Here is a 16,077-nt window from a genome sequence, read left to right on the forward strand (position 1 = left end):
ATGGGTTCACACGGCATCAAGGACCAGGTTGCGATCATCGGAATGGGATGCACCCCGTTCCTCGAGCACTGGGACAAGTCGCTCGACGACCTGATCATCGACGCGGCGCAGGCGACGTATGCGTCTGCGGGCATCGCCCAGGAGGACGTCGACGCCTTCTGGTTCGGCACCTCGCAATCGGCGGCGTCGGGGCTCGCGCTGGCCGGGCCGCTCAAGATCCAGGGCAAGCCGGTCACCCGGGTCGAGAACTATTGCGCGACGGGTTCCGAGGCGATGCGCAACGCGGCCTACGCCGTGGCCTCGGGTGCCTACGACGTCGTGATGGCGCTCGGCGCCGAGAAGGTCAAGGACGGCGGCTACCAGGGACTCAACGCGTTCCCGATTCCGACCGACGGGACCCAGCGGACCCTCACCGCCGCGGCGATGTTCAGCCTGATCCTCCCCGCCTACTCGGAGAAGTACGGCGTCGACGAGGACGAGCTTCGCTACGTCGTCGCCAAGATCGCCGAGAAGAACCACTACAACGGTGCCCGCAACCCGCTGGCCCAGTTCCGGCGGGAGACCAGCGCGGAGCAGATCTGCCAGATGGCCGCGGTGGCCGGTCGGCTGTCGGTCTTCGATTGCGCGGGAGTGGCCGACGGCGCCGCAGCGGTGATCATGTGCCGGGCCGAGGACGCCCACAAGTACTGCCCGAACCCGCTCTACATCAAGGCGCTGTCGTTCGTCGCCGGCACCGGGGCCGGTTCGCTCGATCCCGACTACGACTACACGACGCTCACCGAGTCGAAGTGGGCGGCCGACGATGCCTACGCCCAGGCCGGCGTGACCGACCCCAAGGCCGAGATCGCCATGGCCGAGGTCCACGACTGCTTCACCCCGACCGAGTTGGTGCTCATGGAGGACCTCGGGTTCTCCGATCCGGGCGGTGCGTGGCAGGACGTGCTCGACGGCGCCTTCCGGCTCGACGGACGGCTCCCCGTCAACACCGATGGCGGGCTCAAGTCGTTCGGTCATCCGGTCGGCGCGTCCGGGCTCCGGATGCTCTACGAGGTCTGGCTCCAGCTGCGGGGCGAGGCCCCCGAGGAGCGACGCATCCCGGTGACCGATCGCAACCTCGGACTCACCCACAACCTCGGCGGCTACCCCGGCGAGATGGTGAGCTTCGTCGGCATCTACGGCCCCGAGCTGGGCTGACACTCCGCCCGATCCTCGCGCGGCGGGTAGCGTCGGCCCATGGATGCCGATGACCTCGCCTTCGCAGGGATCGCCGCGCAGGCGGAACTCATCCGCACGGGCGAGATCACCTCGCGCGAGCTCGTCGAGCTCTACCTCTCCCGCATCCAGCGGATCGACCCGGAACTCAACGCCTTCCGTGAAGTGTTCGCCGAAGAGGCCCGCGCCGCTGCGGCCGATGCCGACGAACGGATCGGCCGAGGCGACCAGGCGCCTCTCCTCGGCGTGCCCGTCGCCTTCAAGGACGAGCTCGACATGGAGGGAAGGGTCGCCCGTCACGGCACCAGCGCCTACGACGAGCCGGCGACGGCGAACGCGGTACACGTCCAACGGATGCTCGACGCGGGTGCGATCGCGCTCGGCAAGACCGCGCTGCCCGAACTCGCCGTCTGCGGCTTCACGGAGAGCATCACGTCGGGCGACACGCGCAACCCATGGGATCTGTCGCGCACGCCGGGCGGGTCCAGCGGTGGATCGGGTGCGGCCGTCGCGGCCGGACTCGTCGGCGCAGCGTCGGCCAGCGACGGCGCCGGTTCGATCCGCATACCGGCCGCGCTCAACGGTCTCTTCGGGCTGAAGCCGCAGCGCGGGCGCGTGTCGCTCATGCCCGAGGCGGAGCACTGGCACGGCATGTCGAAGACCGGGTGCCTGACCCGCCGGGTGGCCGATGCCGCGCTCTGGCTCGATGTCGCCCGGGGACCGGCTGACGGAGACGCCCACCGACCGCCGCCTCCTGACGGGTCCTACGTCGAGGCTGCCCGGACACCCCCTCCCCGGCTTCGCATCGGTCGTTCCCGGGCGACAGTGCGGGCCCTGGTGCCGCCGCTCATGGAGGCGGAGGCCCTGTCGGCCCTCGACCGGGCCACCGCGGTTCTCGAAGGTCTGGGTCACGGCGTCGAGGAACGAGACCCCGACTACGGCAACGCCGGCAACCCGATGATCGCGCTCTATCTCTCGGGCGTGCGCGAGCACCTCGACACGGTGCCGCACCCGGAGCGTCTCGAGGCGCGGACGCGGGCCTTCGGACGGCTCGGAGGGATGATTCCCGACCGGGCGGTGCGCAGCGCGTTGCGAGATCAGGACGCGCACGCGGCGCGTATCAACGAGGTCTTCGACCACGTCGATGCCCTGATGACGCCGGTGACGTCGACCTTGCCGGTACCGGTCGGCCGGTGGCGGGGCAAGGGAGCGGTCCGGACGCTCATCGGCATGAGCCGCGTCTACCCCTACACGGCGATCTGGAACTACACCGGCCAGCCCGCTGCGGCGATACCGGTGGGCTTCACCGACGGCGGGCTGCCGCTCTCGGTGATGCTGATCGTGCCGCCCAACCGGGAGGACCTCATCTTCTCGCTGGCGGGTCAGATGGAGGCCGTGATCGGCTGGCCCGACCGGCGACCGCCGCTCGACGGGACCTAGTACCCGGCGCGATCCGCTGCCGCCCGGCTAAGAACTGGTGGAAGACGTCGGCAGAGGAGTTCCATCATCATCTCGCCGCAACCGGTTCCCGTGATCGAGGCCGTCGGGCTCACGAAGCGGTTCGGCTCGCTCACGGCGGTCGAATCGCTCGATCTGCGCGTCGAGCCGGGAGAGGTCTTCGGTTTCCTCGGTCCGAACGGCGCCGGCAAGTCGACCACCATCCGGTTGCTGCTCGACCTCATCCGGCCGACGAGCGGTGCTGTTCGACTCTTCGGACTCGACAGCCGCGCGGACGCGGCGGCCATCCATCGTCGGATCGGGCTGGTGCCGTCCGAGGTCTCGATGCCGCGCGACCTCACGGCTGAGCGCTACCTCGCCTTTCGCGACGATCTGCGCGGTATCGACACCGGAGCCGCCCGGCGGCGGCTGGCCGACCGTCTGGGGGCGACGCTGGAGCGTCGGCTCGGCGAGATGTCGACGGGCAACCGCCAGAAGGTCGCGTTGATCCAGGCGCTCGCCCACGATCCGGAACTCATCATTCTCGACGAGCCGAGCCGGGGACTCGATCCCCTGGTGCAACACACGCTGCACGACCTGCTCCGGGACCGGGTCGATGCCGGGGCGACCGTGTTCCTGTCGTCACACAGCATCGCGGAGGTCGACCGGACCGCCGACCGCATCGGGATCATCCGCGACGGTCACCTGATCGCCGTCGAGCAACTGGCCGACGTCAAGGCCCGCACCGCTCGCACGATCGAGCTCGATTTCGCCGTCCCGATCGATCCGGGAGTCTTCGCCGCGCTGCCGGGCGTCGACGGTGTCGTCGCGTCGGACGCTCGCATCTCGGCTCGGGTTCGGGGTTCGGCCGACGAGTTCCTGCGCACGGCGCTGGCCACCGGCGAGGTGCTGTCGGTGCGCAGTGCCGAGGCCGATCTCGAGGACGTCTTCTTGCAGTACTACAAGGCCGTGGACGAGTCGTGAGGGCATCGTTCGTCATCGCTCGCCGGTTCCTGACGGAGCGTCGCCTGCTGGTCGGCGGGGTGTCGGTCGGGGCCGCGCTGACGTTGTCGCTCCAGATGGCCATGTACCCGAGCATTCGCGACAGCCTGGGGAGCATGACCGAGGGTCTTCCCGACGCCTTCGTCCAGCTCATCGGGAGCAGCGAGTTCGCGTCGCCCGAGGGATTCCTCCAAGCCGAGGCCTACGGGACGATGGGGCCGATCCTGGTGATCCTCGTCGCCATCTCGATGGTGTCGTCGAGCCTGCCCGGTGCGGAGGCATCGGGGCGGATGACCATGCTCGCCACCTCGTCGGCGACCCGGCGAGCGATCGGTGTCGGAGCGGCCGTCGCGGTTGGCGGTGCCGTGACCATGATCACCACCGTCTACTGGCTCGCGACGATCGTGGGGTCGTCGATCGCCGGCCTCGACATCGCCGTCTCGCGTCTCACGGCTGCTGCATTCTCCCTCTGGCTCCTCGGTCTGGCCGTGGGGGCCATCGCCTTCCTGGTCGGCGGGGCGACGGGCGCGCGCGGGGCGACGATCGGCGTCGCCGGCACGGTTGCCGTGGGCAGCTTCCTCACCTACGGACTCCTGCCGCTGTCGGAACGCCTCGCGTGGGGGCGTGGCATCTCGCTGTGGTACCCGTATGCCGAGCACGAACCCCTCGTCCACGGGTTCGATCCGTGGAACTCGCTGCTGCTCGTCGGGGTCATCGTGATCGGCACGCTCGGCGGGTTGTTTTGGTTCGGTCGACGCGATCTCGGCTAGGAGGGGGTGGGCCGACCCGGGCGGCGGGGCATGTTACGGTCTCGTGACGAACGCGGCGCGGGCTCGGAGTGTCACGTGTTTCGAACCAGATCTTCATTTTCGACCCCACCGCGCCGACCGAGTTCTGTGTTGAGACGTTTCGCCTGCCTTCTCGCGGTCGTCGCCGCGGCGACGGCGACGGGCGCGGTTCCCGCCGGTGCCGTCGCCGGTTTCCGCGACGTCGCCGCCGGCGACTATTGGGCGCGGCCCGTCCAGTGGATGGTCGACAACGGCATCACGACCGGCACCGCGGAAGGCTGCTTCTCCCCGAGAGCGCCGGTGACCCGCGGGCAGGCCGCCGCCTTCATGTGGCGGATGGAGGGAGAGCCGTCGCCCGATGGCTCCCATGGTTTCGCAGACGTCGCGGCCTCGTGGCAGAACGACGCCGTCGCATGGATGGTCGACAACGGCATCACGACGGGCACGTCGCCCTCGCGCTACTCGCCCGACGCATCGTTGACCCGGGGCCAACTCGCAGCGTTGCTCCACCGCCTCGCCGGTGAACCGTCGGCGGCGGGCCATCCGTTCCGCGACGTCACCGCTGCGTGGCAGCAGACCCCGGTGGCGTGGATGATCGACGAGGGGATCACGACCGGAACATCGCCGACGACCTTCTCTCCCGACGACGTGGTCTCCCGGGGCCAGCTCGCCACCTTCTTCTACCGCTACAAGGGCTCGCCATCGGTCGTGGTGTCGCCCTTGTCGCCGGCCTGCACGGGACTTCCGCCGGTCGACACGCCGACCATCCCCGTCGTGTCGGGGTCGGTCGATTGCACGGCCACCACGTCCGATCCCTGGGCCGAGGTGTGGTTCGACCTGCACTACAGCGACCGCGCGGCGAGCTGTGACCGCCCCGACTTCGAGGCTTCCGGTGCCACTCGCATCGTCGATCGCAACCACCCGAACGCCAGTGACGCCAACGCGGGCACGGCATCGGCGCCGTGGAGGACGATCGTCCACGCGGCGGAGGCGGCGAGGTCGGGTGAGGTGGTTCTCGTCAAGGCGGGAACCTACGACGACGGACGGATCGAGCCTCGCACCAGCAACGTGATCTTCTCCGCGTTCCCCGGTGACGAGCACGAGGTCGTCATCGAGGGATTCGGCATCCGTGCCGTCGGCGCATCGGATCTCATCATCCACGGCTTCGCCTTCCGCAACATCGCCAACAACGCCATCCAGGTCGTCGGCCCCGATGTCCGCAACGTGGTCATCGCCGACAACGACACGTACGAGACCGAGGAATCCGGTGTGAGCGTTCGTGGCGTCTTCCCCGCACAGGACCCGGGCAACTTCGATGGCATACGAGACATCCTGATCATCGGAAATCGTCTGCGCCGAGGTGCGCTGCGCACCAGTGAGGTGCTCTCGATCGGCAGCGGCGTCGTCAACATCGACATCGTCGCGAACGAGCTGGCCGAGGGTGGGCCGGTCAGGAACGGTGGCGACGAGGGCATCGCCCTGAAGGAGGGGGTGCGCTACGCACGCATCTACGGCAATGTCGTCCACCATCTCGCCGATCGCGGCATTCACATCGACGGCGGCTCCGCGAGCTGGGACGCGCTGATCACCGGCATCGAGATCTTCGACAACATCCTCTACGCCAACGAGAACCAGGGTCTCTGGGTGACCACCGAGGGCATGGGCGATGTCGACGGCGTCTACATCCACGACAACGTGGCCTACGACAACGCGACCTACGGGTTCCTCGTCTACGACCATCCGCACGGCAACGAAGCGGGCGGCACCGTGAAGAACGTCGTGTTCGAGCACAATGTCGCATACGGCAACGGCGACGACCCCTGGTTCGGGGGCTTCCGGGTCGACCATCCGACCGCCACCGGCATCGTGTTTCGCGACAACATCTCCTGGGGCAACAACGGGACCGACATGCGAGGCGAGCCCGGAACCGTGTTCGACAACAACCTGTGCGCCGACCCGGTGTGCGAGATCCGAAGCAACCCCCGGTTCGTCGATGCTCCGTCGGACTTCCGTCTGGCTGTCGGTTCCCCGGCGCGTGGGGCGGCCACGGATGGTTCGGATCTCGGACTCCGCTGAACCCGACGAGTCGAGCACATCGGTGGGGTAGGTCCACGGGGCCGAGCCGATCTAGCATCACCCTCGTCCGGGCAAGCCACAGGGGGACCAGTGCCGCGTCGACCACTCGTCGGAATCCGAGTCGTAGATCTGACCATCGAGCGAGGTGAGCTCTGCGGGCGTTTCCTGAGCGACCTCGGTGCCGAGGTCGTCCGCGTCGAACCCGTCGGCGGCTCGCCGTCGCGGGCGATGGCGCCGATCGTCGGTGACCTCTCGCTGTTCTGGGTCTACCGCAACGCCGGCAAGCTCGGCGTCGAGCTCGACCTCGGTTCCGCCGACGGCCGAGAGCGGCTCGACGAGTTGCTCGCCCACAGCGACGTCGTGGTCGTCTCCGACGAACCCGGTACGCAGGACGGCACCGGCCTCGATGCGGCCGACCTCGCCGCCCGCCATCCCCACCTGATCGTGACGAGCATCACGGCCTATGGCCGGACCGGTCCCTACGCCGGGCGCGATGTGCCCGACGCCGTCATCGAAGCCACGGGTGGAATGGCGTTCAAGGCCGGCACCCATGAGGGCGGACCGATCCTGCCCCCGGGACTGATCGGCGACGACACCGCCAGCCTGACTGCGACATGGGCGGTGCTGTGCGCGCTCTGGCAACGCGAAGACACCGGTGCCGGCCAACTCATCGACCTGTCGGCCAACGAGGCGCTGGCGCAGATCACCGACTGGTCCCTCTCGAACTGGAGTCGGTCCGCCGATGCCGGCACGCCCGGACTGGAGATGCGAGCCGGACCGGGGCCCGTCTACACCATCATTCCCTGCGCCGACGGCTACGTCCGCCTGGTGGTGCTCAGCCCGCGTCAGTGGCACGCGATCCGCGCCTGGTTGGGTGAGCCCGACTATCTGCAGGACCCCGATCTCGACAACTTCGTCGGGCGGATGATGATCGCCGACGCCGTGCTCAACCCGCTCTACTGCGAGCTCTGGGCGCAGATGTCGATGCTCGACGTCTGCGAGGAAGCGCAGCGTCGCGGGATCGTCTGCACACCGATTCTGAAGCCCGACGAAGTGCTGTCCAACCCGCACCTCGAGAGCCGTGGCACGTTCGACGACGTCGTCCTTCCCGACGGTCGGACCATGAAGCTCCCCTCGGGCTGGTTCGAGTTCGACGGGGAACGGGTCGGGCCCACCGGTCCACCTCCCGCGGTCGGCGAACACACCGATCAGGTCTTCGCGAACCTCGGCGCACGCCGGCCGGCGCCCTCGGCGCCGCTCGAAGCGGCGAAGCCGCTGGCGGGAATGAAGGTGATGGACTTCGGCCACGGCGGCGTGGGCGTCGAGACCGGCCGGATGTTCGGCGAGTACGGGGCCGATGTCGTGAAGATCGAGAGCCGGACGTATCCCGACTTCATCCGGGTCGTTCTCGGCGGTGAGATGTCGCCGTCGTTCGCGTCGTCGAGCCGGAGCAAGCGCTCGCTCGGCATCAACGCGAAGACCGATCGGGGGATCGAGCTGCTCCATCGGATGGCGCGCGACGCCGACGTGATCATCGAGAACAACTCCACCGGAACGATGACCGCCATGGGGCTCGGGTTCGACGCGATGAAGGCCCACAATCCCGACATCGTGATGATGTCGAGCCAGCTGATGGGGTCACGGGGCCGCTGGGCCGACTGGCTCGGTTACGGGCCGAACACGCAGGTCACCGGCGGGATGACCCATCTCTGGAGCTACGAGAACGACCCGGCTCCCGCCGGCAGCCAATCGATCTTCCCCGACCATTTCGCCGGTCGCACCGGCGCGGTCGGGGCTCTCGCCAACGTGCTCGGCAACCGCCGCAACGGTGATGGGGGAGTGCACGTCGAGGTCTGCCAGGTCGAGCAGGTCGTCGGCGTCATGGGTGATCTGCTCGCCCAGGAGTCGCTCGTCCCCGGCTCGGTCGTGCCCCGTGGCAATCACTCCGACCACGGCACCCCGTGGGGCCTCTTCCCTACCTCGGGCGACGATTCGTGGGTGGCCATCTGCGTACGCAACGACGCCGAATGGGTCGCGCTCGTCGAGGTGATGGGTTCGCCCGAGTGGGCCGATGCGTCGATGTCGACCACCGACCGTCGGGCGCGTGAGAACGAGATCGAGGCGAGGATCGCCGAATGGACGGCGACGATGACCAACGCCGAGGTGACCGACGCCTGCCTGGCCGCCGGCGTGCCGGCCGGCCCGATGCTGACCGGCGCAACCATGTCGGTCGATCCCCACCTCGAGGCGCGCGGGTATCTCGTGCATCTCCAGCAACCGCCCATCGGCGGGATGATCTTCGAGGGCGGAGCGTTCCGGGCGACGTCGATCATCGGACCCGACATCTTCCCGGCGCCGGGCCTCGGCCAGCACACCCGCGAGGTCGCGTCGGGCTGGCTCGGTCTTCCCGACGACGAGATCGAGGCCCTGGTGGCCGAGGGCGTGTTGGAGACCGACCCGCCCTTCGCCGGCTGAGTGCGTGCCCGAGCCGCGTTGCTCGTCCTTGCCCTGACTGCCACAGCCTGTGGCGACGACGGAGGATCACCGCTGGCGGATGCACTCGATCCGCCGACATCGTCGGTGGCGGAGCGGATCGCCTACGGCGACGATCCCGTCCAGTTCGCCGACCTCACCGTGCCCTCTGGGGAAGGACCCTTCCCCGTGGTCGTGTTCATCCACGGCGGTTTCTGGCGCAACGCCTACGGCCTCGACCTGGCCCGACCGCAGGCGGCGGACGCGGCGAACCGCGGGTATGCGACGTGGAACCTCGAATACCGGCGGGTCGGTGACCCGGGCGGCGGCTATCCGGGGACCCTGGCCGACGTCGCCGCAGCGGTCGATCGACTTGCCGGCATGGCCGAAGAGTTCCGTCTCGACCTCGACCGGGTTGCCGTGGTCGGCCACAGCGCCGGTGGGCATCTCGCCCTCTGGGTCGGGCAACGCGGCGCACTGGCGGACGGCGCAGTGGGTGCGAGCCCCGCGGTGCGGCCGTCGATCGTGGTCGGTCAGGCCCCGGTCGCCGATCTGACGGGGAACACCGATCTCGGCGGGGGAGCGGTCGCTGCGTTCATGGGCGGTTCGCCGACCGACATCCCCGCCGCCTACGACATCGCCGATCCGGTTCGGCTGCTCCCGGTGCTCGTGCCACAGCTGCTGGTGCAGGGCCGCGACGACCGGATCGTGCCGCCCGACCGGGCCGATGCATATGTCGAGCGTGCCGATTCGTCATTGGTCGAGCTGTCGATCTTCGACGGGGCCGATCACTTCGATGTGATCGACCCCGCCCACGAGAGTTGGCTCACGGTCGTGGATCGATTCGCGGCTGAGTGGGGCTGAGCCCGGGCTCATCCGGCGAAACAGCCCCAGCCGGTGTTGGTCAGCGCGATGTCGTCGAGGGGGATCTGCGTGCCATCCGCCGATTCGGCGACGGCACCCACCAGCGTCGCGGTGACGACGTCGCCTGCGCAGTCCGCGGGGGTCGGGGGTGTGACGGTGAGCGTGCCGCCGGCAACCTCCCATGTCTCGTCGACGATCGGGGTCGGCTCGTCGATCTCGATGACGTCGTCGCACCAGTTGGCAAACAGGTCACTGCCGGTCTGGACGGCTGCGTACCAGTCGTCGGAGGGCAGCTCGATTGGTGTCGTCACATCGGGGCCCCCGGGCACGTACTCGCCCTCGAAATAGATGATGAGGCCGAGCGTCTGCTCGGGGTTGCCCTTGGCGAAGCCGTAGCCGCAGCCGTAGTCGTCGATCAGCGCGGCGGCCTCGACGGTGACGGCCGGAGCCTCGGGGTCGTAGGGCGTCAGCGAGGTCACCCGCACGCCGTGTTCCTCGTCGGCCATCATGGCGTCGACATCGACGTAGTAGCTGATCACCGCACCGGTCTCGGGGTGGTACTCGACATCGAGGGTTTCGTAGCCGGCATCGATCACCGCGGCGATCTCGTCGAACAGGGTTTCCATCGATCGCGGGCCCGGATCGAAGAACGATTCGTCGTCCGCAGGCTCGTGGGTCACGACCACCCCGTCGACGATCGTGTTGACCCATCCGGTCTCGGGACAGAAGCAGATCTCGGTGGTCGCCAACCGGTAGGAGGCGAGGCCGTTCTCGGCCCAGCGCTCGCGGGCCGCAGCCAGTGCCCCCGCCGGGGTGTCGGGATCGAGGGTCGTGGTCGTCGCCACGGTGGTCGTGGTGGCGGAGCCGCCGTCGCCGGGACCGCCGGCGTCGGTCGAGCTGCTGTCGTCACCGCATGCCGCGGCGACGAGAGCGATCGTGAGTACCAGGGGGATGAGTCGTTTCATGCTCGTTGGGACGCTCTGTCTCCCCGACAAGTTCCCCCCAAAATCGAAATTGAGGCGAGTTGACCACCGTAGAGGGGGTCAACTCGCCTCAATTTGCGGGGTTGGACGGTCAGCCGGCTTCGCTGTGGGTCACGGCGGGCTCGCCCATCCACTCTCGCAGCGTGTTCTTCAGCTTGGTCTGCTGGATGAACAGATCCTGTTCGGCCGGCACGCCGTCGACTGCCGACTGCGGCGCCTTCAGGTAGAACGACAGCCACTCCTGCACGCCGGACTCGCCGGCGCGGTGGGCGAGGTCCATGAAGAGGGCGAGATCGAGCACGATCGGGGCGGCGAGGATCGAGTCGCGGCACAGGAAGTCGATCTTGATCTGCATCGGGTAGCCCATCCATCCGAAGATGTCGATGGCGTCCCAGCCCTCCTTGTTGTCGCCGCGGGGCGGGTAGTAGTTGATCCGCACGACATGGTCGATGTTGCCGTAGAGGTCGGGGTACACCTCGGGCTCGAGGATCTTGTGGAGGACGCCGAGCTTCGACTCTTCCTTGGTCTTGAAGTTCTCCGGAGCGTCGAGCACCTCGCCGTCGCGGTTGCCGAGGATGTTGGTGGAGTACCAGCCGCGTAGACCGAGCATGCGGGCCTTCAGGCCGGGAGCGATGAGCGTCTTCATCAGGGTCTGGCCCGTCTTGAAGTCGCGACCGGCGATGGGCACGCCGTTGCGATGGGCGAGTTCGATCATGCAGGGCAGATCGGTCGACAGGTTGGGGGCCCCGTTGGCGAAGGGCACGTTCGACTGGAGCGCGGCGTAGACGTAGATCTGGCTGGGCGAGATGTTGTCGTCGTTCGCCTTGAGACCGGCCTCGAACGACTCGATCGAGTCGTGCACCGCACTCGCCTCCTGGAACGCCTCGGTCGAGCCGCACCAGACCATGACCATGCGGTCACAGCCGTTCTCGGTCCGGAAGGACTCGATGTCGGCCATCAGGGCCATGGCCTGATCCCACATGTTGGTCTCGCTCTTGACCCGGGTGCCGTCGAGGCGGCTCACCCACTTCTGGTCGAAGACGGCCTCCATGGCGACGATGCCCTCCATCTCGCTGGAGATCGGGGCGAGATCGCGTTCCTCGAGCACCCCGCAGGTGCGGGCGGCCTCGAGTGCGTTGGCCGAGATCGGGTCCCAGCCGCCGAAGACGATGTCGTCGAGTGACGCCAGCGGCGCGAAGTCCTTGATCAGGGGGTTGTTGCCCTCGTCGCGGGTGCCGAGCCGGATGTGCGCCATCTGGCTCACCGAACCCAGGGGCGGCTGGCCGCTCTGGCGGGCGGCGAGAACCCCGGCGATGAAGGTGGAGGCCACGGCGCCCATGCCGGGGGTGAGCACACCGAGCTTGCCGGTGGCGGGGGAGATGTCACGTGCAGTCATGGGCAGAACAATAAGCACTGGTTCATCGTTGAAGATGAAGGTGAAGCAAGACTGAAGTATTGTGCAGGGGTAGCCTGTGGTCGTGCACGCGTCGCTCCCCGACCTCTCGATCCGTCAGCTCGAGTATCTGGTGGCGGTGGCCGACTCCCCGAACTGGGCAGTGGCGGCCGATCGCGTCGGAGTCAGTGCTTCGGCGCTCTCACAGGGGTTGGCCGAGCTCGAACGCAGGGTCGGGCTGCCCCTCTTCGACCGGGAGGGTCGCCGCCGGGTTCTGCGCCCCACCGCCGCCGAGGTCCTGGCCCACGCGCGCCAGGTGGTGGCGCTCACGGGCGATCTGGCCGACTGGGCCGAACGCACGCGGGCCGGTGGATCGGGCCGCCTGCGCGTCGGCATGATCGATGCCGCGGCCGTCGGGCACTTCTCCACCCAGCTGCGGGAGTTCCGTGGCGATCATCCCGACCTGGAACTGATGCTCACGGTCGGCCCATCGGGACAGCTGCTCGACGACCTCGAGTCGGCACGGATCGATGTTGCGATCTGTGTCGCGCCGACGACCACACGCCGCGGCGTCGAGACCGCGCCGCTGCTCACCGAGGACATCGCCGTGTACTCACCCGACGGGAGTCGCCCTCGTCGGCCTGCGACCTGGGGACCGTGGGTCGTGTTCCCCGAGGGGTCGCACACCCGAGCCGTCGTCGTCGACGCATTGCGCGAACTCGGGGCGCCGATCGAGATCGTTGCCGAGTCGCATCAACCCGATGTGCTCCGGGCGATGGTCGGTCTCGGGCTCGGGTGGACCGTTCTTCCCGTCGTCCAGGCCGAGATGGGAACCGACGCGCTGTCGAACGGTCGGGTGATCGGCACTCGCGATCTCGTGGTGGCGACCCGCTCGGGTGCCGCGATCGACCCGGCTGTCCAACTGTTGCTCACCGCACTGGAGGCGTAGAGTCCCGTCGTTCCCCAGTGGCGCGACAGAGATCCGGAGACGAGTGATGAGCAACGCAGCGAAGGCTTTCGAGGTCATGAAGGCCAGCGAGGGCAAGGACGAGGGTCACGGCGACTGGTTCGAGATCACCCAGGACCAGATCGACCAGTTCGCCGACGTCACCCACGACCACCAGTTCATCCACATCGACCCCGAGCGCGCCGCGCCGCTGTTCGGCGGCACGATCGCCCACGGTTTCCTCACGCTCTCGATGCTGGTCCACCTGAGCGCCTCGATCGATCAGGAGCTGCCGCCGCTCGAAGGCGTCATGATGGGTATCAACTACGGCTTCGACAAGGTGCGGTTCCTGAACCCCGTCAACTCGGGCAAGCGGGTGCGGGCCCACAGCGTGATCAGCAAGGTTGAACTCAAGGGTGCAGCCATCAACACCACCCGCACCATCAATGTCGAGATCGAAGGCGTCGAGAAGCCGGCACTCATGGCCGAGTGGATCGGCCGAATCGTGTTCGACAGCTGATCCTTCCGGTTCGAGAAAGGGACCCCACAACATGAACGACTATCCGATTCGCGTCGGCTCGATGCTCTTCACCATGGTCGACCCCGAGAAGGGCCATGAGGTCGCCTACAACCGGTGGTACGAGCGAGATCACTTCTATGCGGGCTGCATGATCGGGCCGCAGCTCTTCGCCGGCAAGCGGTGGGTCGCCACAAAGGAGCTGAAGGATCTCCGGTTCCCCAAGGGCGACACCGTTGTCGCGAGCCCGGTCGAGAAGGGTTCCTACCTGGCGATCTACTGGGTGCTCGAGGGTGGTCACGCCGAGCACTTCAAGTGGGCCTCCGACCAGGTCGTGTGGCTCTACAGCAACAATCGCGGGTTTCCGAACCGGCACCACGCCCACACCGTCCTGCTCGAGAAGCCGACGTCGCACTATCGCGACGAGGATCCCGTCCCGATCGAGTTGGCGCTCGACCACCCCTACAAGGGTCTCGCGGTGGTCACGGTCGACCCGGCTGACGGGGTCTCCGACGAGCAGCTGAAGGAGTATCTCGCACAAACTGCCCTCCCCGCGCTCATGAACGACTCGGGAGTGGCCAGCATGGCGTCATGGCACTACCAGCCCTCGGAGAGCGGCGACACCGCGAACGCGCCGATGGACCTCGGGATGCCGCCCGGCCCGACCGACCGCAACGTGCAGCTCTTCTTCCTGGACCAGGAGCCCACCGCCGTCTGGGACCGTTTCCACGCCTACGCCGACGCGCTGGCCGAGAGCGGCATGGGCACGGTGACCTTCGCCGCGCCGTTCCTCCCGACGATCGTCGGAACCGACACGTACACCGACCAACTCTGGTGAGTGTTCGGGTCGCCACCCTCCTCGTGGTGGCGACCCTCCTCGCCTCGGCGTGCGGCGACGGCGACACGTCTGCGCCGACCCTCATCACCACCACCACGACCACCCCCGTGCCGAGTTCCACGGTGGGGACGTCGACCGCGCCGGTCGACCCGCCGGTTCGGATCGAACAGGTCGACTGTCCGGACCGGCTCGACCGATCCGACGGCCTCGCGTTGGCGTGCGGTGTCGTGACCGTCCCCATCGACCGGACCGACGCGTCGGCGGGCACGACCCGCATCACGGTCGCGACACTGGCGGGCTACGACACCGGCTTCGACACTCCTGTCGCCGTGCTGCAGGGGGGTCCGGGCGGTGCCAGCTCCGAGATGGGTGGATGGTTCCCGCAACAGCCGTTCACGCAGGTCTTCGTCGACCAGCGCGGGACCGGTTTCGTCGGCCCCGACTTCGACTGTCCCGAGATCGTCGACGCCCTGGGCCGGGTGCTCGCCACCGACTCGACCGAGGGCGGCGATCTGGCCCAGGTCGCGTACGACGACTGCGCCCGTCGACTCGACGACGACATCGTGCTGCGCCACACGGACAGCGAGTCGCACGCAGCCGATGTCGTCGACGTGATGGTGGGGCTCGGCTACGGCCGGTGGGTGGTCTACGGCGTGAGCTACGGGTCCACGATCGGTCTCGAGATCCTGCGCGACGAAACCCCGGGGGTCGTGGGGGTCATCCTCGACGGTGTGTATCCCCCCGAACTCGACACCGACGCCGGCATCGTGGCGTCCGCCGAACGAGCGGTCGACCAGATCGACGCCGCCTGCGCGGCCGATTCGGCGTGCCGGGGCTACCTGGTCGACGGCTCGTTCCGCTCCACGGTGGAACGGGTCATGGCCGACCTCGACCGCTCACCGATGATCGTCTCGGTGACCGGCGACGAGATCGGGTACGACTCCGGGATCGACGTCGTGCTCGACGGGCATCGCGTCGCTGAACTGTCGTTCCTGCTGATGTACAACGAGTCGCTGTTGCGCTACCTGCCGGCGGTCATCGGCGGGCTCGACGAGCGCGACGCCTCGGCGGCGCGATGGCTCGCCGTCACCGGGTCGCGGCTGTTGGTGTCGTCACAGTTGTCCAACGACGAAGGCACCTACTTCGCCGTGCAGTGCCACGACCGACTTCCGTTCACCGACGGGCCCGGCGACGACGCTCTACCGTTCGGCGCGGCCGTGGCGGCGAAGGGCCTCGACGCCGCGTGTGTGGGATGGGACCGCGAGGCTGCGGTGCCGGCGGTCGCCGCGCCGGTCACCGCGTCGATCCCGACGCTGCTGCTCTCCGGTTCGTTCGACCCGATCACCCCGTCGGACTACGCCGACGACGTCGCCGCCCGCCTCGGCTCGGCGACCGTGGTCGAGCAGGGAGGTCGGGGCCACGGCATCTGGTACGGGAGCGACTGCATCGCCGGGATCGTTCAACAGTTCGTGTCCGATCCGGCCCGCGTGTTGGACACGAGCTGCGCCGACGATCCCGTTCCGGTGGAATGGGCACGCCCCTGAAGGCG

The 16,077-nt window shown here is 68.3% G+C and carries 13 protein-coding genes; 11 read left to right on the top strand and 2 right to left on the bottom strand.

Annotated elements, in window-relative coordinates; all coding sequences use genetic code 11:
* The 7 genes from R2707_19725 (at nt 1) to R2707_19755 (ending at nt 9,851) form a co-directional block, all read left to right on the top strand.
* Nucleotides 1-1,194: an acetyl-CoA acetyltransferase gene (locus R2707_19725; protein MEZ5247326.1), complete on the top strand. Its 1,194-nt coding sequence runs from the start codon at nt 1-3 to the stop codon at nt 1,192-1,194.
* A 39-nt stretch (nt 1,195-1,233) separates the two neighbouring features.
* Nucleotides 1,234-2,652, top strand: a complete 1,419-nt coding sequence (locus R2707_19730; protein ID MEZ5247327.1) for an amidase family protein — start codon at nt 1,234-1,236, stop codon at nt 2,650-2,652.
* A 90-nt stretch (nt 2,653-2,742) separates the two neighbouring features.
* Complete coding sequence (locus R2707_19735; GenBank protein ID MEZ5247328.1) at nt 2,743-3,633, top strand: ABC transporter ATP-binding protein; 891 nt, start codon at nt 2,743-2,745, stop codon at nt 3,631-3,633.
* Nucleotides 3,630-4,421: a hypothetical protein gene (locus tag R2707_19740; protein MEZ5247329.1), complete on the top strand. Its 792-nt coding sequence runs from the start codon at nt 3,630-3,632 to the stop codon at nt 4,419-4,421. The genes R2707_19735 and R2707_19740 overlap by 4 nt, the downstream gene beginning before the upstream one ends.
* Nucleotides 4,422-4,547: 126 nt before the next feature.
* Nucleotides 4,548-6,515 (top strand): S-layer homology domain-containing protein, encoded by a 1,968-nt coding sequence (locus tag R2707_19745; protein MEZ5247330.1) that lies wholly within the window; start codon nt 4,548-4,550, stop codon nt 6,513-6,515.
* A 90-nt stretch (nt 6,516-6,605) separates the two neighbouring features.
* Nucleotides 6,606-8,990, top strand: a complete 2,385-nt coding sequence (locus tag R2707_19750) for a CoA transferase (protein ID MEZ5247331.1) — start codon at nt 6,606-6,608, stop codon at nt 8,988-8,990.
* Complete coding sequence (locus tag R2707_19755) at nt 8,991-9,851, top strand: alpha/beta hydrolase (protein ID MEZ5247332.1); 861 nt, start codon at nt 8,991-8,993, stop codon at nt 9,849-9,851. It abuts the gene before it with no gap.
* A gap of 8 nt (nt 9,852-9,859) precedes the next feature.
* Here the strand turns inward: R2707_19755 and R2707_19760 are convergent, their stop codons facing one another.
* Both R2707_19760 and R2707_19765 read right to left on the bottom strand, forming a co-directional pair.
* Nucleotides 9,860-10,816 carry a DUF6174 domain-containing protein gene (locus tag R2707_19760; GenBank protein ID MEZ5247333.1) on the bottom strand — a complete coding sequence of 319 codons (957 nt, stop codon included), beginning with the start codon at nt 10,814-10,816 and terminating at the stop codon, nt 9,860-9,862.
* A 109-nt stretch (nt 10,817-10,925) separates the two neighbouring features.
* Nucleotides 10,926-12,230: an inositol-3-phosphate synthase gene (locus R2707_19765; GenBank protein MEZ5247334.1), complete on the bottom strand. Its 1,305-nt coding sequence runs from the start codon at nt 12,228-12,230 to the stop codon at nt 10,926-10,928.
* Nucleotides 12,231-12,312: 82 nt separating this feature from the next.
* Here R2707_19765 and R2707_19770 point away from each other — a divergent pair, with 82 nt between their 5' ends.
* Genes R2707_19770 through R2707_19785 form a run of 4 tightly spaced genes read left to right on the top strand, consistent with a single transcriptional unit; the run spans nt 12,313 to nt 16,072 of the window.
* Entirely contained in the window at nt 12,313-13,176 is an 864-nt protein-coding gene (locus R2707_19770; protein ID MEZ5247335.1) for a LysR family transcriptional regulator, read from the top strand.
* Between the two features lie 46 nt (nt 13,177-13,222).
* Complete coding sequence (locus R2707_19775) at nt 13,223-13,693, top strand: MaoC family dehydratase (GenBank protein MEZ5247336.1); 471 nt, start codon at nt 13,223-13,225, stop codon at nt 13,691-13,693.
* A 31-nt stretch (nt 13,694-13,724) separates the two neighbouring features.
* Complete coding sequence (locus R2707_19780; GenBank protein MEZ5247337.1) at nt 13,725-14,528, top strand: hypothetical protein; 804 nt, start codon at nt 13,725-13,727, stop codon at nt 14,526-14,528.
* Nucleotides 14,525-16,072: an alpha/beta fold hydrolase gene (locus R2707_19785; GenBank protein ID MEZ5247338.1), complete on the top strand. Its 1,548-nt coding sequence runs from the start codon at nt 14,525-14,527 to the stop codon at nt 16,070-16,072. The genes R2707_19780 and R2707_19785 overlap by 4 nt, the downstream gene beginning before the upstream one ends.
* Nucleotides 16,073-16,077: the final 5 nt, after the last annotated feature.

The sequence above is a fragment of the Acidimicrobiales bacterium genome, assembly GCA_041394245.1.
GTDB lineage: Bacteria > Actinomycetota > Acidimicrobiia > Acidimicrobiales > Aldehydirespiratoraceae > JAJRXC01.

What these genes read in the sequence shown, in the direction of transcription:
- R2707_19775 (MEZ5247336.1), top strand. Translation starts at nt 13,223, where the DNA reads ATGAGCAACGCAGCGAAGGCTTTCGAGGTCATGAAGGCCAGCGAGGGC.
- R2707_19780 (MEZ5247337.1), top strand. Translation starts at nt 13,725, where the DNA reads ATGAACGACTATCCGATTCGCGTCGGCTCGATGCTCTTCACCATGGTC.
- R2707_19765 (MEZ5247334.1), bottom strand. Translation starts at nt 12,230, where the DNA reads ATGACTGCACGTGACATCTCCCCCGCCACCGGCAAGCTCGGTGTGCTC.
- R2707_19760 (MEZ5247333.1), bottom strand. Translation starts at nt 10,816, where the DNA reads ATGAAACGACTCATCCCCCTGGTACTCACGATCGCTCTCGTCGCCGCG.
- R2707_19725 (MEZ5247326.1), top strand. Translation starts at nt 1, where the DNA reads ATGGGTTCACACGGCATCAAGGACCAGGTTGCGATCATCGGAATGGGA.
- R2707_19730 (MEZ5247327.1), top strand. Translation starts at nt 1,234, where the DNA reads ATGGATGCCGATGACCTCGCCTTCGCAGGGATCGCCGCGCAGGCGGAA.